Origin of the sequence: Streptomyces sp. NPDC006487, from assembly GCF_042870555.1 — a bacterium.
Lineage (GTDB): Bacteria > Actinomycetota > Actinomycetes > Streptomycetales > Streptomycetaceae > Streptomyces.
In genome coordinates, this window is record NZ_JBIAHN010000004.1 from 350,578 (window position 1) to 370,124 (window position 19,547).

Sequence of the window (19,547 nt, forward strand, 5' to 3'; positions counted from 1 at the left end):
CCTACGGCCGTTCTCCGCGGTCAAGTAGGGTAATGGATCTAGCTGGTCGCGGGGGAGGCCCAGATGGCTCGCGTAGTCCTGCCGGAGGAATCCACGAAGGAAATCTCCGAATTGATCGATGTTCTGATCTCGCTCTTCTTCGAGTCGTTACCTCGGCGGGACCAGCGAAACTGGGCCCGCGTATACCTCAACGGCCTGGTGCAGACGAACGGCAAGAAAACAATTCGTAACATCGCCGGAACCGGGGCCAGTTCCGTCGAGCAGAGCCTCCAGCAGTTCATCAGCAAATCCCCCTGGGACTGGACCCCCGTCCGGCGCTCCCTCGCCCAGCACCTGGAACGCACCGCGCAGCGCCCGCTGGCCTGGGTGGTGCAGCCCATGGTCATCGAGAAGGCCGGCGACCGGTCGGTCGGCGTGGGACGGCAGTTCGTCCCCCAGCTGGGCCGCACCGCCAACTGTCAGCAGGCCAGCGGGATCTGGCTCACCTCCAGCGATGCCGGCTTCCCCGTCGAATGGACCCTCACCCTCCCCGGGCCCTGGACGGCGGAACTCCTGCGACGCCGGCGTGCCGGGATCCCCGACACGGCCCGCTCGCTCACCCCCGCCCAGGACGCGGTGCACGCGGTCCAGCGGATGGCCGCCACCTGGCAACTCCAGCGCAGGCCCGTGGTGATGGAGGTCTCCAACAGCGAACTGCCCCAGTGCATCGAGTCGTTCGCCATGCAGGACATCCCCTTCGTATTCAAAGTGGACGGCACCCTGCCCGTCTCCTTCGGCGGGGCGGGCCGGCACAAGCCCGGCCCGCACACCGCGCCGGCCCGCGAGCTCATCGACTCCCTGCGCTCCCAGCGGCGCGTCGTCGAATGGACCCGGCACGGCCGCGCCGAGGGAGCGGTCACCCTGCTCACCTCGGCAGCCATCTTCGCCACCCCAGGGGAGGACCGCATCGTGCCGGCCCCGCCCACCCCGCTGCTGCTGGTCGGGGCCTGGACCGAGACGGCCCTGCTGCCCTCGGAGTTCTGGATCACCAACATCGGCGACCGGCCGCTCGCGCAGCTCTTCCTCCTCGCCAAACTCACCGACCGGGTCGCCCTCGACTTCGCCGAGATCTGCGAGCCCGCCGGAATCCGGGACTTCGAGGGCCGCTCCTTCCGGGGCTGGCACCACCACGCCACCCTCGCCAGCGTCGCCCACGCCGCGATGCTCCTCGGCGCCCGCGGGCGCGAACCCCACCCGCCGAGAGCCGAGCCGTACCCCGGCCCGGCCCGCACCGCCCCCGCCCGCACGGTCACCGCCGCGCACGCCGCCGGTGCTCCCGCCCTGCCGCCGAGACCGGTCATCCCCGGGCAGAGCCCGCGCCGCGAGTACATCCGCTGATGCTCGACATCGCCGAAGAGCTACGCGCGTGGTGCGCCGCCGGACGGGACTTCGCCGTGGCCACGGTGGTTGCCGTCAGCGGCAGCGCGCCGCGCGGCCCGGGCGCCTCGCTGGCCGTCGACACCGCGGGCACCGCGCTCGGCTCCCTCTCCGGGGGCTGCGTGGAATCCGCCGTGCACGAGCTGTGCCTGGAGGCCATCGCCTCCGGCCGCGGCGGTGTGCACCGCTTCGGGTACAGCGACGACGACGCCTTCGCGGTGGGCCTGACCTGCGGGGGAGTCCTCGACGTCCTGATCACCCCGGTCCGCCGGCACGACCCGGTGCGGCCCGTCATCGGCGCGGTGCTCGACGCGGCCTGCGCCGGTTCCCGTTCCGCGCTGGGCCGGGTGGTCTGCGGGCCGCCGGAGCAGCTGGGCCGGGCCATCGCCGTGCACGCAGACGGTTCCTACGAGGGCCGCCTCGGCGGGGGCGCCGAGCTGGACCGGGCCGCAGCCGAGCGGGTCCGGGGCTGGCTCGCGGCCGGCCGCACCGGCACCGCCGAGCTGGGCACCGCGGGCGGGCTCTGCGGACAGCCCCTGACCCTGCTGGTCGAATCGGCCGCGGAGCCGCCCCGGTTGCTGGTCTACGGGGCCATCGACTTCGCCGCCGCCCTCACCCGGATCGGCGCCTTCCTGGGCTACCGGGTCACGGTCTGCGACGCCCGGCCCGTCTTCGTCACGGCCGCCCGGTTCCCCGACGCCCACGAGGTGGTCGTGGACTGGCCGCACCGGCACCTGGCCGCGGAATGGGAGGCGGGACGCCTGGATTCCCGTACGACCGTCTGCGTCCTGACCCACGACGCCAAGTTCGACGTCCCGCTGCTGACGCTCGCGCTGCGCCTGCCGCTGGGATACGTGGGCGCCATGGGATCCCGGCGCACCCACGAGGACCGGGCGCGGAGGCTGCGGGCGGAGGGGATGGAGGCGGCCGCGCTGACCCGGCTGCGCTCGCCGATCGGCCTGGACCTCGGCGGGGGAACCCCCGAGGAGACCGCGCTCGCCATCGCCGCCGAATTCACGGCCGTCCGGTACGGCGGAACGATTCTTCCCCTGGCCTGGAGCCAAGGGCCCGTCCACGGCCGGGCGGACCCGCCGCGGCCCGCCATCCGGAGGACCAAGGTCCCGTAGGAAGCGACCATCCGGCCCCAAATGTCCTGGACGATCGGCCGGGGCGGTGTGAACACCAGGTCGTGTGAGAATGAAGTACGTGCGTTCCTCGACTGCCCTGTCGGGGTCACCTCCGAACGACTGGGATGTTCAGCACGTGCGTTTTCTCAATGACCTGAAGCCGCCGTACGACCTGACGTACGACGACGTATTCATGGTGCCGAGCCGCTCCGCGGTCGGTTCCCGGCAGGGCGTCGACCTTTCCGCGCCTGACGGCACCGGCACCACCATTCCCCTGGTCGTGGCCAACATGACCGCCATCGCCGGCCGCCGGATGGCCGAGACGGTCGCCCGCCGCGGCGGCATCGTCGTCATCCCGCAGGACATCCCGATCGAGGTCGTCACCGACGTCATCTCCTGGGTGAAGACGCGCCACCTCGTGCTCGACACCCCGATCACGCTGGCGCCCACCCAGACCGTCGCCGACGCGCTGTCCCTGCTGCCCAAGCGGGCCCACGGCGCCGGCGTCGTCGTCGACGCGGACGGCCGCCCGGTCGGTGTCGTCACCGACCACGACCTGACCGGCGTGGACCGCTTCACCCAGCTCTCCGAGGTCATGTCGAAGGAGCTCCTGCTCATCGACGCCGACATCGACCCCCGCGAGGCCTTCACCAAGCTCGACGCCGGCCACCGCAAGCTGGCCCCCGCCGTCGACAAGGACGGCAAGCTCGTCGGCATCCTCACCCGCAAGGCCGCGCTGCGCGCGACCCTGTACACCCCCGCCACCGACGCCAACGGCAAGCTGCGCATCGCCGCCGCCGTCGGCATCAACGGCGACTTCGTGGCCAAGGCCAAGCAGCTGCTCGACGCGGGCGTGGACACGCTCGTCATCGACACCGCGCACGGTCACCAGGAATCGATGATCAGTGCGATCAAGGCCGTCCGCGCCCTGGACCCGCAGGTCCCGATCGTGGCCGGCAACATCGTCGCCGCCGAGGGCGTCAAGGACCTGATCGACGCCGGCGCCGACATCATCAAGGTCGGTGTGGGCCCGGGCGCCATGTGCACCACCCGCATGATGACCGGTGTGGGCCGCCCGCAGTTCTCCGCGGTGCTGGAGTGCGCCGCCGAGGCGAAGAAGCACGGCAAGCACGTCTGGGCCGACGGCGGCGTCCGTCACCCGCGCGACGTGGCGATGGCGCTGGCCGCCGGTGCGTCCAACGTCATGATCGGTTCCTGGTTCGCCGGTACGTACGAGTCCCCGGGCGACCTGCAGCAGTCGGCCGACGGCCGCCTGTACAAGGAGTCCTTCGGCATGGCCTCCGCGCGTGCGGTCCAGAACCGCACCTCGGAGGAGTCCTCCTACGACCGCGCCCGCAAGGGCCTCTTCGAGGAGGGCATCTCCACCTCGCGGATGTTCCTGGACCCGGCTCGCCCCGGCGTCGAGGACCTGATCGACTCGATCATCGCGGGCGTCCGCTCCTCCTGCACCTACGCCGGTGCGGCCTCCCTCGCGGAGTTCGAGGAGAAGGCCGTCGTCGGCATCCAGTCCGCCGCGGGCTACGCCGAGGGCAAGCCGCTGCACGCCAGCTGGAGCTAGTCGAGCCTCACCACCGCGCCGGGGTCCCCGTGGGGGCCCCGGCGCAGTGCTGTCCGGACCCGCCGGGGGCCGGGACCGCAGGACCGGGACCGGGGGGCCGGGACCGCTGTGCCGGGACCGGGGTGCCGGGCCGGGACCGACGGGCGGGGGCAGGGGTCCGGTGCCACGCTGGTCGTACCCGATCCGCGAAAGGCAGTCGTCATGATCACCACTGACTTCGTCCCCGGCTCCCCCTGCTGGCTCGACCTCGGCGCACCCGACGTCCCCGCCGCGGCGGCCTTCTACGGGGCCGTCCTCGGGTGGGACTACGAGTCCATGGGCGAGGGCGAGGACATGGAAGGCGGCATGTTCCGGAAGGACGGCAAGATCGTCGCCGGGCTGGGCAAGCTCACCGAGGAAGGCGCCCGCCCGGCCTGGATGATCTACTACAGCGTCCCCGACGCCGAGGCCACGACCCGGGCCGTCCGGAGCGCCGGCGGCGCCGTCCGGGTGGAGCCGCGCGAGCTCGACGCGTGGGGCACGATGGCGCAGTACAGCGACCCGCTCGGGGGCCAGTTCGCCGTCTGGCAGCCCGGGGAGAACAAGGGCGTCGACCTCGTGGACCAGCCGGGCTCGCTGTCCTGGACCGAGCTGTACACGAGCGACGCCAAGGCCGCCAGGGAGTTCTACGCGGGCGTCTTCGGCTGGCAGTTCAACGACATGCCGATGCCGGGCGGCGAGGGCACCTACACCCTGATCACCCCGGCCGGGCAGCCCGAGGGGCGTATGCAGGGCGGCCTGATGGAGCTCTCGGCGGAGGACCTCGCCGTGGCGGGCGGCAGGCCGTACTGGCACCCGGTCTTCCGCGTCACCGACTGTGACGCGGCGGTCGCCGAGGTCACCGCGCGCGGCGGCAGCGTGCAGATGGGGCCCGTGGACGCCGAAGACGTCGGCCGGCTGGCCGTCTGCCTCGACCCGTCGAACGCAGACTTCGTGGTGCTGGACCCGACCCAGGACTGATACCCCGACACCGGGCGCCCGGGACGACCGTTCACCGACGGGGGACGACCGGTGGGCGCAGGGTGTGCCGGGATACGTCAGGCGGCGGATTACTCCGCGCGCACGGTCCGGCACGCTCAGGGCATCCCGACTCGGAAGGGGAAGCCCATGTTGCTCGTGTCGTCCATGTCGTCCAGGTCGCCCGTGCCGGCCGAGGCGAATGCCGGCGCCGTGACGGTCAGCCGCCGCCGCACCGACGCTTACGCCCTCGCCCGGCTGGAGCGGGAGCACGGCAAGGCGCTCCACGGATTCCTCCTCGGCCTCACCTTCGGTGACCGCCACCGGGCCGAGGACCTCGTCCAGGAGACCCTTTTCCGGGCCTGGAAGCACCCCGAGGCCCTGGAGAGCGGCGCCCACGCCTCCATGCGGCCGTGGCTCTACACCGTCGCCCGGCGCGTGGCCATCGACGCCCGCCGGGCCCGGCTGTCGCGCCCCGCCGAAGTCGGGCCCGACGGGCTGGAGCAGTCGCCCGCCGACGAGGACCGCACCGAGCGGTCCGCCGCCGTCCTCGACGTCCGCGGGGCCCTGCGATTACTCAGCCCCGATCACCGGGCCGTGCTCCTGCTCATCTACTTCCACGGTGCCAGCGTCTGCGAGGCCGCCGAAGCGCTCGGAGTGCCCGCCGGCACGGTCAAATCCCGTACGTACTACGCCCTGCGGGCCCTGCGCGCCCTTTTGCCCGGCTACGATGACGGCCACCTCGGCGCGTGAGCGGACCTCCAGTTTCCCGAGGATGTGCGAGACGTGGGTCTGCACGGTCCGGCGGGACAGGAACAGCGCCGAGGCGATCTCGGGGTTCGTCCGGCCCCGCGCGACCAGCAGCGCCACCTTCAGCTCCGCCGGAGTCAGCGCCTCCCACCCCCGCGCGGGCCTGCGCCGCGCCGCCCGGCTGCCCCTGCGCACACCCAGGCTCCGCAGCCGGTTGTCGGCCCGGGCGATGTCCCACCGGGCGCCGAGGAGCTCGTACGAGGCCACCGCGCCGGTCAGCGCCGACCGCGCGCCCGGCAGGTCCCCGTGCCAGGCCCGGGCCACCGCCAGATCCTCCAGGGTCTGGCCCGCCACCAATCCGCCCCGCGCCAGCGCCGCCGTCTCCGCGAGCAGCCCCGGGTCCTGCGCGAACAGCCCGCGGCAGCGCAGCAGCGCCAGTGCAGGACCCGGCTGCTCCGGCAGGGCCGCCGCCGTGCGGGCGCAGGCGGCCACCGCCGACCGGGCCGCCCCGGTGTCCCGGTCCTCCAGTGCGAGCCGGACGGCCTCCGACAGCGCCCAGGGGCGGTCGAAGGCCACCGCCTCGTCCATGCCGTCCTCCAGTACGGGAAGCAGCGCCTCCAGCGCCTCGCGGGGGCGCCCGTCGCGCTCCGCCAGCAGGGCGCGGGCCAGCAGGACGCGCGCGGTGTGCCGACGGGCCGCGGGCAGCTCGTACGCGTCCGGGCCCAGTACGGCCAACTCCGCCCGCGCGGCATCCTGTTCGCCCCGGTGGCCCAGGATCAGAGCGCGCAGTCCGTGGGTCAGCACCGGCAGCCAGCCGTCCGAGACGGGCATGCCCTGCGCGCGGGCGAGACCGGCCAGCGCGGCGTCCCAGTCGCCGAGCCGGTAGCGGAGGTCGGCCAGCAGGGCCTCCGTGACCACGAGCCGGCCCGTCGAACCGGTCCGGGCCGCCAGCTGCCGGGCCTCGCGCAGCGCCGCCGCGGCGGCGTGCGGCTCGCCGAACCGCAGATGGCCCTCGGCCTGGTTGGCGAGCAGCAGCAGCCGCATGTCGTTGGCGGCCGGGCTGCGGCGGGCGTGCGCGATCCCGGCCGCCACGTGACGCAGCGACTCCCGGCCCCGGTTGAGGTGGAACAGCGCGAAGGACATGGCGTGTTCGGCCTCCGCGCCACAGAGCGGATCGCCGAGCAGCCGCGCCCGGGCGACCAGCGGCCCGGCCAGCGCGTACGCCTCCTCCGGCCGGTGCAGATCGGCCAGCGCCAGCACCCGGCACGCCTCCAGGCGCAACCGCAGGCCCGCGAAGGGCACGTCATCGGACGCCCCCGCCTCGGACGGCCCCACCTCGGCCAGCGCCTCCTCGGTGACTTCCAGGGACCGGGCCATGTCCCCCTGGATCATCAGCGCCGACACCAGCTTGAAGGCGAGCGCGGCCCGCCGCCCGGTATCCCGGGCCCGCTCCCGCAGTGTCCGGAGCAGCTCCACCGACTCGGGCCGGCGCAGCATCAGCGCGGCATCGGCCAGGCCGTCCTCCAGGGCCTCCCGGTACGGACTCCCGGTCCCGTCCGGGGACTGGTCCGGGGGCTGGTCCGCGCCCTGCTCCCGGTTCTGCCCGGTGCCGCGCGCAGGGGCCGGTCCCGCGCCCTGCTCGGCGCCCCGTTCCGTGGTCTGCTCCGCGCCCCGCTCCGTGTCCTGTTCCGTGGTCTGTTCCACGGCCCGGCGCAGCAGGGCGGCCGCCGTTTCGGGTGCCGCCGCGACCAGGGCCTGCGCCGACCGGGCCGTCCACCGCACCGCCCACGGGTCCAGCACCCCGCCCGCCAGCAGCTGTCCCGCGGTCCGGGCGGGATCGAGCCCGGCCTCGGCGAACGCCCGCGCGGCGTCCTGGTGCAGGACGCTCCGGGCGGCCCGCGGCAGCTCCGCGTACAGGGCCAGCCGTACGGCCGGCTGCCGGAACCGCAGGCCGTCGCCGTCGGCCGGGTGGTGCCCGGGCGGACCCGCCGGGAGCCCGGTGGGCAGGGGGGCCGGTTCCAGTACTCCGGTCAGGAGGGGCGTCTCCAGGTCGGCGAGCAGGTCCCGGACGGGGAGCGTCCGTACGAGGGCCAGCTCGCGCGCCGTGAAGGCCGGTCCGAGCAGGGCGGCGTGCCGGAGGGTGGCCACGGTTGCCGGGGGGAGCCGGCCCAGCTCGCGGGTCACCGCCTCCGGAGGCGGTGGCAAGTCCGTGACCGGGAGCGTCAGTTCGGCGGACGACTCGCCTACTTCGATGAGGCCGGACCAGTGCGCGAGCAGCTCCCGCAGCAGCCGGGGGTTGCCGCCCGCCTGCCCGGCGGCCTCCCGCAGCCGGGGGCCGGGCTCGGCTCCCAGCGCCTCACGGACCAGCGCGGCCGACTCCGCCCCGGTCAGCGGCTCCAGCCGGAGCGTCCGCCCGCCCGGCCCGCCGCCCAGGGAGGTGCAGAGCTCCTCCACCTCCGCCCGCCGGGGCAGCCGCCGCCGGGCCGTCAGCAGGAGCAGCGGCAGCCGCTGCGTGGCCCGTGCGAGGTGGCGCCACAGCAGCAGGGAGGCCGGATCCGCCCACTGGAGGTCGTCCAGTGCCAGGAGCAGCGGTCGCCGCGCGCACCATTCCTCCACGTCCGAGGCCAGCAGGTCCACGGCCGCCAGCAGCGCCCCGCCGGGCTCGGCCGAGCGGGCGGCCTCCCGCAGCAGGGCCAGCGCCCGCGCCCGCCCGGGACCGACCGGGTGAAGGCAGTCCAGCGCCGCGCGCAGCGGGAGCCCGGTGCCCAGTGCCTCGGCCGCCCCGTACCGCACCCGGCAGCCGAGCGCGGCCGCCTCGGTCAGCGCCCCGCGCAGGAAGGCCGTACGGCCCGCGCCCGGCTCACCTTCCACGATCAGGCAGGCTCCGCCGCCCTCCGCACCCGCCCGCACCCATGCCCGTAACGCGTCACGGCACTCGTCGCGGTGCTGCTCTCGCCCGACCCGCACGTCGGCGATCCCTCCGGTCGTTCGCGCCCCCTCAAGGATGGCAGCTCACGGGCCGCTCAGCGCCGGGGAATTCGGCCAGGTGGGGCCGAACTGTGCACCCCCGCACGGTATTTGGGAATCCGCACCGTTATCTTCATGCCCGCGCCCACGCCCGTTTCGATGACGAGTCCGTGGCCGTCCCCGTAGACCTGGCGCAGCCGCTCGTCCACATTGGTCAGCCCGATGCCCGAAGAGGAGCCCGCCTGCTCCCCGGCGAGGATCCGGCGCAGCAGGGCCGGATCCATTCCGACGCCGTTGTCCTCGATGGTGATCAGCGCCTCCGCGCCGGCGTCCCGGGCCGCGATGATGATCTTGCACTCCCCGGTCGAATCCTCCAGCCCGTGCTTGACCGCGTTCTCCACCAGCGGCTGCAGGCACAGGAACGGCAGCGCCACCGGCAGCACCTCGGGCGCCACCTGCAAGGTCAGCTTGAGCCGCTCCCCGAACCGGGCCCCGGCCAGCGCCAGGTACTGCTCGATGGACCGCAACTCCTCAGCCAGTGTGGTGAACTCCCCGTGCCGCCGGAAGGAGTAGCGGGTGAAGTCCGCGAACTCCAGCAGCAGGTCCCGCGCCCGCTCCGGATCGGTGCGCACGAACGAGGCGATCGCGGCCAGGGAGTTGAAGATGAAATGCGGGGAGATCTGCGCGCGCAGCGCCTTGATCTCGGCCTCCATCAGCCGGGTCCGCGAACGGTCCAGCTCGGAGAGCTCCAGCTGTACGGAGACCCAGCGCGCGACCTCGGTGGCGGCCCGCACCAGCACCGCGGACTCCCGCGAGCCGTAGGCGACCAGCGCGCCGAGCATCCCGTCCTCGCCGGTCAGCGGGGCCACCACGGCCCACTTGAGGGGGCAGTCGGGCCGCTCGCACTCGGTGCGCACGCTCTGGCTGCGCCCGGACTCCAGCATCACCGCGACCCGGGCCATCGCCCGGCGTTCGTGGTGGTCGGCGCCCGGGCCGTCCCAGGCGAGGACGTGGGCGCGGTCCGTCAGGCACAGGGCCTCGGTGCCCAGGAGGGAACGCAGTCGCTTGGCGGCCTTGCGGGCGGCGTCCTCGGTGAGTCCCGCGCGCAGCGGGGGAGCGGCGAGGGAAGCGGTGTGCAGGGTGTGGAAGGTGGCCCGTTCGACGGGGGTGCCGAGGTCGAGGCCCAGCGCACGCTCCCCCCGCCGGGCCTGGCGGCGCCCGCCGATCCAGCCGAGCCCCAGCAGCAGCACTCCGCCGGCGGCGCCCAGCAAAGAGAGCAGTGCTCCGGTCACAGAGCGCCGCCCTTTCCCGACGGCGTCGCGGAGACGCCCTCGCCACTGCCCGGGCCCGCGCCCCCACCCGTCGCCGGAGCCGGCTCCGACCCCGATGCCACGTCCTCCGGCAGGTGCAGCCGCGCCAGCGTCGCCGCCGTACCCGGCGGGATCCGCCCGCGCGTGCCCAGCGACACCACCACCATCGTCAGGAAGCCGAGGGGTACCGACCACACCGCCGGCCATGCCAGCAGCGTGTTCGCCCACCCCGCCGGAGCCAGCCCGGCCCGCGTCGCCAGCACCGCGCTCAATGCCGCCCCGCCCCCCGTCACCAGCCCGGCCACCGCCCCCGGCGGCGTCAGCCCGCGCCACCAGATCCCCAGCACGAGCAGCGGACAGAACGAGGACGCCGACACCGCGAAGGCCAGCCCCACCGCGTCCGCCACCGGCACCTCCGTCACCAGCGCGCTCCCGGCCAGCGGCACCAGGATCGCCACCAGCACCGCGACCCGGAAACTGCGCACCCCGCGCGAGGGCAGCACGTCCTGGTGCAGTACCCCCGCCACCGCCATCGTCAGTCCCGAAGCCGTGGACAGGAACGCCGCGAACGCGCCCCCCGCCAGCAGCGCCCCCAGCAGGTCCCCGGCGAGCCCGCCCACCACCCGGGCCGGCAGCACCAGCACCACCGCGTCCGCCTCCCCGGTCATGGCCAGCTCCGGGGTGTAGATCCGGCCCAGCGTCCCGTACACCGGCGGCAGCAGGTAGAAGGCGCCGACCAGGCCGAGCACCACCAGGGTGGTGCGCCGCGCGGCCCGCCCGTTCGGGCTCGTGTAGAAGCGCACCGCCACGTGCGGCAGCCCCATGGTCCCGAGGAAGGTCGCCAGGATCAGCCCGTACGTCGCGTACAGGCGCAGTTCCGGCCGGTCCCCGGACAGCGGCTCCGACCAGCTCGACACGCCCGGTGCGGCCTCCGCCCGGCTCTGCGGCACCGCGGAGTCCGGGGCGAACTCCAGCCGCGCGCGTGCCCGTACGGAATGCTCCCCGGCGCCGAGGGTCACGGACTGCCCCGCGTACGCGCGCCCGTCCACCTGCCCGGTGACTCTCAAGGTCAGCGGCGCGTCCAGGGATAGCCGTACGTCCTCGGCGAGCGTGACGGCGGTGTGCTCGCGGAACACCGCCGGGGCGTCGAAGGAAGCACGCGGGGCGCCGTCCCCCGCCCAGGCCGCCAGCAGGAAGAACGCGGGCACCAGCAGGGCGGTGAGCTTCAGCCAGTACTGGAAGGCCTGCACGAAGGTGATGGACCGCATCCCGCCGGCCGCCACCGCCGCCGTCACCACGCAGGCGACGACGACCCCGCCCACCCAGTGCGGGGCCCCGGTCAGGATCTCCAGGGTCAGCCCCGCGCCCTGGAGCTGCGGCAGCAGGTACAGCCAGCCGACACCGAGCACGAACAGCACCGCGATCCGGCGCACCGCCTGCGATTCGAGCCGGGCCTCGGCGAAATCGGGCAGCGTGTACGCGCCCGAGCGGCGCAGCGGGGCCGCGACCAGCACCAGCAGCACCAGGTACCCGGCGGTGTAGCCCACCGGATACCAGAGCATCTGCGGCCCCTGGAGCAGCACCAGCCCGGCCACGCCGAGGAAGGAGGCCGCCGAGAGGTACTCGCCGCCGATGGCCGCCGCGTTGAGGCGCGGGCCGACCGTGCGCGAAGCCACGTAGAAGTCCGAGGTGGTCCTGGATATCCGCAGGCCCAGCGCGCCGACCAGCACCGTGACCAGGACGACGACGGCGACCGCGGTCAGCGCGTACGTCTGGTTCACCGGGAGGTCCTTCGGCTGGGGCGCGGGCGCGGCCCGGCGCGGGTGACGGGGTCTCCCGGTCGTGTGCCGGGATTCCGGGAGTCTACGCACGCGTACGGACCGGGCGACAGGCCCTCTCGCAGGTCAGGCCGGATATGGCTCAGCGGGCGGGATCGCGGTGCTCCGCGCAGTCCTGCAGGGCGATCTCCAGCTCCACGTACGATTCCTCGGCGCGCCGGAAGGCCAGCGTCAGGGCCGCCTCGGCCCGGGGCGGCAGGTGTCCGTACGCGCCCTCGTGGGCCTCGTACAGCACGTCGGCCCAGCGCGCCGCCGCGCTCCGCAGGCGGGCGAGCAGTACCTCGGCCTCGGCGGGGCCGGCCGGACGGGTGCGGGGCAGTCCGGTCAACGCGTCGAGCAGCGCCTGGATTTCGGACATGTGCCTCCTCCCGGGGCCGAAGATCCACGATACCCGCGGGGGTCCGCCCGGGCGGCCGGTTCGGCCACCGCTGCGGCCGACGGCCCGGGCGGCTCGCCGTACGAGCCGTCCCGCACGGCGAACGGTGCGCCGCCGCGCCGGACGGTCGGCGCGGCCCGGGCCCGCTCGGGGCCGTGCCCGGGACCGGGGCGGTCAGCCCATCGCCTGGCGCATCAGCAGGTCCCTCAGCTCCCGTGTGTGTCTGCGGCTCACCTGGAGTTCGGCCGCGCCGACCCGGACCGTGGTGGTGCCCGCGTCCAGGCGCAGTTCGTCGATGCGGGCCAGTGCGACCAGGTGGCGGCGGTGAATGCGGACGAACCCGCGTGCCGCCCACCGCTCCTCCAGCGTGGACAACGGAATGCGCACCAGGTGGCTGCCCTCGTCGGTGTGCAGCCGGGCATAGTCGCCCTGGGCCTCCACGTACGCGATGTCCGCGATCGCCACGAAGCGGGTCACACCGCCCAGCTCGACGGCTATCTGCTCGGGCGCGCGGTCCGCGCCGCGGGCGGCGGCGGGCGAGGCGGCAACGGGCGAGGCGGCAGCGGGGACAGGGGCCACAGGGGCCGGCGGGCCCCCGGGGATCGCGGCGGAGGCCGGGCGGGCCACCGGCACCACCGGCGCGGACCCGGCCCCCGGGGCGGCCACCGCCGGGCGTTCCTCCGGCAGTCCGGACTGCGCGCAGGCCCGCCGCACCGCCTCGGCCAGCCGCTCCGGGCGCACGGGCTTCAGCACGTAGTCCACGGCCTTGAGGTCGAAGGCCTGTACGGCGAACCCCTCGTGCGCGGTGACGAACACGATCAGCGGCGGCCGCGCGAACCCGGCCAGCAGCCGGGCGATGTCCAGCCCGGTCAGCCCCGCCATGTGGATGTCGAGGAAGACCACGTCGATGACGTCGGCCCCGTCCGGGCCGCTCTCCAGCGCCCTGCTGATCCGGCGCAGCGCCTCGGTGGCGTCCGAGGCGCCCTCGGCGCTGAGCACCCGGGGGTCCGAGCGCAGCAGGTAGAGGAGCTCTTCGAGCAGGGGCTTCTCGTCGTCGACGGCCAGTACGCGCAGCATGATGCGGAGTCTAGGTTCCGCCCGGCCGGGGCGGAACGGTGCGCGGCCCCCGCCCCGGGGGGAGGGGAGGCGGGGGCCGCGCGGTCGGGTGGTCCGGAGGGCCGGTCCCGAGGGGACGGTTCTCGGCGGGCGGGTATCAGGGGACGGTTCTCGGGGAACGGGATTCGGGGGACGGTCCTACTGGACGGTGATGAGCTTGCCGTCGGGGGCGACCGCGTACCAGGTGCCGCCGACGCCCTGCCCGTTGGTGTCTCCGGCCTTCTTGTCACCGGTGAAGGTGTAGACGGGCCAGCAGTTCACCGTCTGCTGCTTCTTGCCGTCGGGGCGGTCGAGCACCAGGTAGTTCTTCTGGATGATCCCCTTGGCGTTCGCCTGGTCCACAGGCGGCACGACCGGCCACTTGGCCACGCAGGCGCCCTCGCACTTGGAGACCATGGGCCACGCGGTGTCCGGCTTGAACCGGTAGACCGTCATTCCGTTGCCGTCGACGATGTGGTCGCCGAGCTTCGGGTCCTTGGCCACGGTCAGCGCACCTGAGGCCTGCCCCGCGCCGGCGGGTGCGGGAGCAGCCTTCGCCGCCTTCTTGCCGTCGGGGGCCGCCGCGAACCAGGTGCCGCCGACGCCCTGCCCGTTGGTGTCGCCCGCCTTGGTGTCCTTGCTGTACCGGTACACGGGCCAGCCCGCCACCGTCAGCTGCTTGCTGCCGTCGGTACGGACCACCTCGCCCAGCAGCGCCGGGTCCATGCCCGCCGCGGCGGTGGCGTCGCCGGCCGCGACCACCGGCCAGACCTTCGCGCAGTCCCCGTCGCAGGAGGACTTCGACGGCTTCGCGGTGTCCTTGTCGAAGCGGTAGAGGGTGAAGCCCGCGCTGTCGGCGAGGACGGAGCCGAGCTTCTCGTCCTGGGCGATGGCCAGTTGGCCGGCGGGCTTCGCGTCGCCGGCCGCGTCCGCGCCGGAGCCCGAACCGGATCCGTAGCCGTCGCCGTAGCCGTCGCCCGAGGAGGGGGCCTGGGAGGGAGCGGCGACGGCTCCGGCCGGCTTGGCGGTGTCGCCCGCCGAGTCGCTCCCGCCGCACGCGGTCGCGGTGAGTGCGACGACGACCGCCACGGCCGCCAGGGTGGTTCCGCGCTTGATGCCCATCTTGATCTCTCCCACGTGTGTGTCCCTGCCTGCGCCGCCGCGTCCATCCGTTCGAGCGGTGTGGAGCGGCGGCAACTGTGATCAGGACACGCCCCGTTGGAGCCGATCTGTTCAATTCCTCCGATGTGGGCTGTTTCACTCACCCCGCGTCGAACCCGGCCCGCTTCATGGCCGTGGCCACAGCGAGGCCGAGCGTGCGGTGTCCGGCGTCGTTGGGGTGCAGGCCGTCCGCCAAGTGCTCGGGGCCCAGCACTTCGCGCCCCGGCAGTAGCACCAGCCGCTCGTCCCCGGCGGCGATCCGCTCCCTGGTGGCGCGCTCCATCGCATCGCGCAGGGCGCCCAGGGTGGCGCCCAGCTTGTTCGGGGTGCGCTCCGCGTCGGGGCGCAGCAGGGGGGAGAGGAGGAGCAGCGGGGTCCGGGGGTGGCCTTGGCGGACCAGCTCGAGGAACGCGCGGGTGGTCTCGTACAGGAGCGGTGCCGAAAAGGGCACGCGGGACCAGCAGTTGGTGCCGAAGGCGAGGGTGAGGACGTCTGCGGGGAGTCCGGCGAGCTGCTCGGCGCAGGCCAGTTCCCCGCGCGCGGCCCCCGCGTAGCCGAGGTTGACGGTGTCCCAGCCGAGCGCCCGTCCGGCCACCGAGGGCCAGCCGTGCGCGGGCCGGGTGGACCACCAGCCCTCGGTGATGGAGTCGCCGTGCACCACCCATCGGGTGGTGGGGGGCGCGGGGGCGAGCGGGCCGCCGATCCCGCGCAGGCCGAGGATGAGCGGGGACTGGGTCTCGGGCGGATGGATGGTGAACGGTCCTGATCCGAGGGGCAGTTCGAGCCGTACGACGGCCTCGGCGGCCGGCTCGGTGTACAGCTCGCCGACCACCCCGTGCCGGTCCCACAGGGCGAAGCCGTGCGCGAGGTCGCGGAGCGCGTCGGTGGGGCCGGGCACGGTCGCCCGGTAGTGGATCTCCACTGCCCGGGTGCCGGGCGCGGTGAACTCCAGGCGCACCCCGATGGGCAGGGTGGCCCGCTCGCCGGTGTCCCAGGGCAGCCGCATGGTGTCGGCCGGGTCGGCCCGCACGGGACGTCCCCCGTCCAGCCAGGCCACACCGCGCAGGAAGGGGCCGGGGTCCAGCCACGGCCCGTTGCCGTCGCTGCCGTAGTCCGTGCTCGTGGCCGTGCTTGTGGCCGTGGTCGTGATCGCGTCCGGTCCGGCTTCCCGTGTGCTCATCGTGCGCCTCCGACCGTCGGGTACGGGAACTTCACGCCGACGCCGCCGTCCACGACCAGCGTCTGGCCCGTCATGTACGAGGACTGCGGCGAAGCCAGGAAGTACAGTGCGGCCGCGATGTCCCGGGTCTCCGCGACCCGGCCCAGCGGAGCGTTCTCCGCGTTGAGCCGACGCCCCTCGGGCCCCAGCAGTGCGGCGACCCGCGGGGTCCACACCACCCCCGGTGCCACCGCGTTGACCCGTACCCCGCGCGGGCCCAGCTCTACCGCCGCCGAGCGCACCAAGGACATCAGGCCGGCCTTCGCGGCCCCGTAGGCGGCGTGCAGCGGGGCCGCGGTGAGCCCGGAGACGGAGGCGACGAAGACCAGAGGTCCGCCGCCGGCCGCGGCGACGGCCTCGCCGCCGTACTGGACGGCCAGCCAGGCGTGTCGCAGCACCAGGTCGAAGTGCCAGTCCCAGGCGGAGTCGTCCAGCTCGGGCAGGGCGGCGTACCGGGCCATGCCGACGATGTCGACGACCCCGCCGACCGGGCGGCCGCCGAGCAGCTCCGGGGCCGCGGCGAAGAGCTCCCGCACGGCCTCGCGGCGCGTGACGTCGGCGGAGTACGGGACGCCCCCGGTCTCGGCGGCGACCGCCCGGGCCCGCTCCTCGTCCACGTCGACGCACAGCACGCGGGCGCCGCCCGCGGCCAGTGCGTGCGCGGTCTGGCGGCCGATGCCGTTGCCCGCGCCGAGCAGGACGAGGGCGCGGCCGTCGAGGCGGTGCAGGGCGGCGTAGTCGGGGACGGGCGAGGTGTCGGGGGAGCCGTCGGGGACGGGAGACGTGGCGGGGCCCTCGCTCACGCGGAGGCCTTCCGGGGCGTGTACCGGGCCAGTTCCGGGATGACTTCCTTGCCCAGGATCTCCAGGGTGCGCAGGATCTCCCGGTGCTCCAGGTAACCCCACTGGACATAGCAGATGAGCTGGTCGACGCCGAGGTCCGCGTACCGCTTGGCCTTGGTGACGATCGTCTCCGCGTCCCCGATGAGGATCATGTCCCCGTCGCTGAACTCTCGTACGGGCACGTTCCCTTCGAGGATCGGTGTGAGCAGGGGGAAGGTCCGCTCCCGTTCCTCGGGGCTCAGGTGCGGCAGCTCCCACTCCAGCGTGAACCGCGCGAGGTTGGAGTACCACCAGGCGACCGAGTCCCAGACCCGGGGACCCGGCTCGGCGCGCGGCCCGGTGGCGTGGACCAGGGTGTAGGCGGCGACCCGGTCCGTGGTGACGTCGGTGAGCGGGCGCGGGGCGGCGGCCGCCGCCCGGTAGGCGGAGACCTGGGCGGCCATCGCCTCCAGCGGCTGCATGATCGAGAAGGAGAGCAGCCCGAGGCCGTGCGCGCCCGCGACCTCCGCGGAGCCGGGGGAGGTGGCCGCCATCCAGGCGGGCGGGTGGGGATCCTGGACCGGCTTCGGGGTGACCATGCGGCGCGGGAAGCTGAAGCGGGGGGATTCGTAGGCGAAGTACTCCTCGCGCCACATTCCGGTCACGATCTCGATGGCCTCGCGCCAGTCGTCGCGGGATTTCTCCCGGTCCACCCCGAAGGCCGCCTGCTCCATGGGCGTGGACCGGCCGGTCCCCCATTCCACCCGGCCGCCGGAGAGCACGTCGACAGTGGCGACCTTCTCGGCGATGCGCTGCGGCGGGGTGAAGGCGAAGGGGGTCAGGGTCACGCCGAAGCCCAGCCGGATCCGCTCGGTGAGCCCGGCCAGGTGTCCGAGGAGGACCTCGGGGGCCGGGCAGTGCGAGCGGCCCTCGCGGAAGTGGTGTTCGACCGCCCAGACGGTACGGAAGCCCATCCGGTCGGCGAGCCGGATCTGCTCCACCGCCTCGCGGTAAGCGCGCTGCTCGGCGGCCCGCTGGCCGTGCGGGTGGGATCCCCGCCAGGGCCGCGGCACGTCGATCTCGTAGAGCACGTCCAGGTCCATGGCGGCACGCTGCGGCAGATCTGACGAAGTGTCAAGAATGACGGTCGGGATCGGTTGCGCACTGATCGATCATCCTCGCGCAACAAAGGACCATCTAGGACAGATCCGCGCAACGATCAGTCGCCAATGTGCAAGGATGGTGCATTACGGGCGGTATCACTCAGCTCGTAGGCTCACTCGCTGTACGTGGAGTGGCGTGGACCGCCTGCTCGGCGGTCCCCCATGTCCAGGCCTTCCCGGCCTGCTCCTGCTCCGGACCGCTGCGGTCGACGCCTGACAACCCCACCCGCAGTGACAAAGGAGTCCCCTCGTGCTCGACCACGGCCAGGCGCCACCGCTCGCTCCCGCCCCCGAGGCGCCGCGCAAGCCCGCCCACCCGCTCCTGCGCCGCAAGCCGGTGGAGCAGCTGGTCGCCGAGGGCGGCCAGGGCGAGGGCGGCTCCCTGCGCCGCTCGCTCACCATGTGGCAGCTGACCATGATCAGCATCGGCGCGACCCTGGGCACCGGCATCTTCGTGGTCCTCGGGGAGGCGGCCCCCAAGGCCGGCCCCGCCGTCACGATCTCCTTCGTCATCGCCGGCCTGACGGCCCTGTTCTCGGCCCTCTCCTACGCGGAGCTGGCCGGGTCGGTACCGGTCTCCGGATCCTCGTACTCGTACGCCTACGCCACCATGGGCGAGCTCGTCGCCTGGGTCTGCGGCTGGTGCCTGATCCTGGAGTACGGGGTCTCCGTCGCGGCGGTCGCGGTCGGCTGGGGCGAGTACCTCAACGAGTTCCTCGACGGGACGATAGGCGTCAAGATCCCCGAGAGCGTGTCCGCCCCGCTGGGCGAGGGCGGCTTCATCAACCTGCCGGCGCTCGTCGTGGTCCTGCTCGCCATGGTCTTCCTCATGCGCGGAGCCAAGGAGAGCGCCCGGATCAACTCGATCATGGTCGGCGTGAAGATCGTCACGCTGCTGCTCTTCATCGGCGTCGGCGCCATGGGCATCAAGTCCGGCAACTACTCGAACTTCAACCCGCTCGGCCGGGAGGGCATCACCGCCGCGGCCGGCACCCTCTTCTTCTCCTACATCGGCTTCGACGCCGCCTCCACCGCCGGTGAGGAAGCCAAGAACCCCAAGCGCGACCTGCCCCGCGCGATCATGCTCTCGCTGCTGATCGTGACGGTGCTCTACGTCCTCGTGGCCTTCGTCGCCGTCGGCGCCATGCCGTGGCAGGACTTCGAGGGCACCGAGGCCGCGCTCGCCCAGATCATGACCGACGTCACCGGCCACAGCGTCTGGGGCGTCGTCCTCGCAGCGGGCGCCGTCGTCGCCATCGCCTCGGTCGTCTTCGCCGTGCTCTACGGGCAGACCCGCATCCTCTTCGCGATGTCCCGCGACGGCCTCGTACCCAAGGCCTTCGGCAAGGTCAACGCACGCACCGGCGTCCCCCGCGCGAACGTGGTGATCGTCGGCCTCTTCTGCGGACTCCTCGCCGCCACCATCCCGCTCGGCAAGCTGGCCGACGCCACCAGCATCGGCACCCTCTTCGCCTTCGGCCTGGTCAACGTGGCTGTCATCATTCTGCGCTTCACCCGCCCGGACATGCCCCGCACCTTCAAGGTGGCCCTGTTCCCGCTCACGCCGGTCCTCGGCTTCATCGCCTGCGGCTGGGTGATGTGGAGCCTCGACGCCGTCACCTGGCAGGTCTTCGGTGGCTGGATGGCCGTTGGCCTCGTGGTCTACTTCCTCTACGGCATCCGCCGCTCCCGACTGGCCGCAGCAGAACCGGCCGCAGCAGAGAAGTGA

Annotated in this window: 14 protein-coding genes and 1 pseudogene; 6 read left to right on the top strand and 9 right to left on the bottom strand. The window is 73.7% G+C overall.

The features are described 5' to 3' along the window. The first annotated feature begins 63 nt into the window (after nt 1-63). From ACFYM0_RS09085 to ACFYM0_RS09105, 5 genes are all read left to right on the top strand, one after another. Nucleotides 64-1,377, top strand: coding sequence for an IS701 family transposase (locus tag ACFYM0_RS09085; protein WP_388498349.1), 1,314 nt, complete (start codon nt 64-66; stop codon nt 1,375-1,377). Next, on the top strand, nt 1,377-2,543 hold the full coding sequence (locus ACFYM0_RS09090; protein WP_388498352.1) for an XdhC family protein: 1,167 nt from the start codon (nt 1,377-1,379) through the stop codon (nt 2,541-2,543). The genes ACFYM0_RS09085 and ACFYM0_RS09090 overlap by 1 nt, the downstream gene beginning before the upstream one ends. Before the next feature lie 70 nt (nt 2,544-2,613). After that, entirely contained in the window at nt 2,614-4,122 is a 1,509-nt protein-coding gene (locus ACFYM0_RS09095) for a GuaB1 family IMP dehydrogenase-related protein (protein WP_388498354.1), read from the top strand. Nucleotides 4,123-4,323: 201 nt separating this feature from the next. Beyond that, nucleotides 4,324-5,121 carry a VOC family protein gene (locus ACFYM0_RS09100; protein WP_388498356.1) on the top strand — a complete coding sequence of 266 codons (798 nt, stop codon included), beginning with the start codon at nt 4,324-4,326 and terminating at the stop codon, nt 5,119-5,121. A 147-nt stretch (nt 5,122-5,268) separates the two neighbouring features. After that, a complete protein-coding gene (locus ACFYM0_RS09105; RefSeq protein WP_388498358.1) occupies nt 5,269-5,871 on the top strand; it encodes a sigma-70 family RNA polymerase sigma factor in 603 nt (200 codons plus the stop codon). A gap of 36 nt (nt 5,872-5,907) precedes the next feature. Here ACFYM0_RS09105 and ACFYM0_RS09110 read toward each other — a convergent pair. The 9 genes and pseudogenes from ACFYM0_RS09110 to ACFYM0_RS09150 all read right to left on the bottom strand — a co-directional run. After that, nucleotides 5,908-8,835 (bottom strand): annotated as a pseudogene (locus ACFYM0_RS09110) (AAA family ATPase); the annotation flags it as partial. A 56-nt stretch (nt 8,836-8,891) separates the two neighbouring features. Then, nucleotides 8,892-10,127 (bottom strand): histidine kinase, encoded by a 1,236-nt coding sequence (locus ACFYM0_RS09115; RefSeq protein ID WP_388498359.1) that lies wholly within the window; start codon nt 10,125-10,127, stop codon nt 8,892-8,894. Then, nucleotides 10,124-11,926, bottom strand: coding sequence for a cation acetate symporter (locus ACFYM0_RS09120; protein WP_388498361.1), 1,803 nt, complete (start codon nt 11,924-11,926; stop codon nt 10,124-10,126). Before ACFYM0_RS09120 ends, ACFYM0_RS09115 begins: the two co-directional genes overlap by 4 nt. Nucleotides 11,927-12,065: 139 nt before the next feature. Next, a complete protein-coding gene (locus ACFYM0_RS09125; protein ID WP_388498364.1) occupies nt 12,066-12,341 on the bottom strand; it encodes a hypothetical protein in 276 nt (91 codons plus the stop codon). Nucleotides 12,342-12,533: 192 nt separating this feature from the next. Continuing rightward, entirely contained in the window at nt 12,534-13,436 is a 903-nt protein-coding gene (locus ACFYM0_RS09130) for a LytR/AlgR family response regulator transcription factor (protein ID WP_388498366.1), read from the bottom strand. 177 nt (nt 13,437-13,613) lie between these two features. Beyond that, on the bottom strand, nt 13,614-14,576 hold the full coding sequence (locus tag ACFYM0_RS09135; protein WP_388498523.1) for an SCO0930 family lipoprotein: 963 nt from the start codon (nt 14,574-14,576) through the stop codon (nt 13,614-13,616). Nucleotides 14,577-14,715: 139 nt separating this feature from the next. Further along, a complete protein-coding gene (locus ACFYM0_RS09140; protein ID WP_388498368.1) occupies nt 14,716-15,795 on the bottom strand; it encodes a GDSL-type esterase/lipase family protein in 1,080 nt (359 codons plus the stop codon). After that, complete coding sequence (locus tag ACFYM0_RS09145; protein WP_388498370.1) at nt 15,792-16,637, bottom strand: SDR family NAD(P)-dependent oxidoreductase; 846 nt, start codon at nt 16,635-16,637, stop codon at nt 15,792-15,794. The genes ACFYM0_RS09140 and ACFYM0_RS09145 overlap by 4 nt, the downstream gene beginning before the upstream one ends. After that, a complete protein-coding gene (locus ACFYM0_RS09150; RefSeq protein WP_388498372.1) occupies nt 16,634-17,758 on the bottom strand; it encodes an LLM class flavin-dependent oxidoreductase in 1,125 nt (374 codons plus the stop codon). Before ACFYM0_RS09150 ends, ACFYM0_RS09145 begins: the two co-directional genes overlap by 4 nt. 310 nt (nt 17,759-18,068) lie before the next feature. On the opposite strand from ACFYM0_RS09150, the gene ACFYM0_RS09155 reads away from it, so the two are divergent. Further along, nucleotides 18,069-19,547: an amino acid permease gene (locus ACFYM0_RS09155; RefSeq protein ID WP_388498374.1), complete on the top strand. Its 1,479-nt coding sequence runs from the start codon at nt 18,069-18,071 to the stop codon at nt 19,545-19,547.

What these genes read in the sequence shown, in the direction of transcription:
- ACFYM0_RS09140 (WP_388498368.1), bottom strand. Translation starts at nt 15,795, where the DNA reads ATGAGCACACGGGAAGCCGGACCGGACGCGATCACGACCACGGCCACA.
- ACFYM0_RS09105 (WP_388498358.1), top strand. Translation starts at nt 5,269, where the DNA reads ATGTTGCTCGTGTCGTCCATGTCGTCCAGGTCGCCCGTGCCGGCCGAG.
- ACFYM0_RS09125 (WP_388498364.1), bottom strand. Translation starts at nt 12,341, where the DNA reads ATGTCCGAAATCCAGGCGCTGCTCGACGCGTTGACCGGACTGCCCCGC.
- ACFYM0_RS09095 (WP_388498354.1), top strand. Translation starts at nt 2,614, where the DNA reads ATGAAGTACGTGCGTTCCTCGACTGCCCTGTCGGGGTCACCTCCGAAC.
- ACFYM0_RS09100 (WP_388498356.1), top strand. Translation starts at nt 4,324, where the DNA reads ATGATCACCACTGACTTCGTCCCCGGCTCCCCCTGCTGGCTCGACCTC.
- ACFYM0_RS09085 (WP_388498349.1), top strand. Translation starts at nt 64, where the DNA reads ATGGCTCGCGTAGTCCTGCCGGAGGAATCCACGAAGGAAATCTCCGAA.
- ACFYM0_RS09090 (WP_388498352.1), top strand. Translation starts at nt 1,377, where the DNA reads ATGCTCGACATCGCCGAAGAGCTACGCGCGTGGTGCGCCGCCGGACGG.
- ACFYM0_RS09135 (WP_388498523.1), bottom strand. Translation starts at nt 14,576, where the DNA reads ATGGGCATCAAGCGCGGAACCACCCTGGCGGCCGTGGCGGTCGTCGTC.
- ACFYM0_RS09130 (WP_388498366.1), bottom strand. Translation starts at nt 13,436, where the DNA reads ATGCTGCGCGTACTGGCCGTCGACGACGAGAAGCCCCTGCTCGAAGAG.
- ACFYM0_RS09150 (WP_388498372.1), bottom strand. Translation starts at nt 17,758, where the DNA reads ATGGACCTGGACGTGCTCTACGAGATCGACGTGCCGCGGCCCTGGCGG.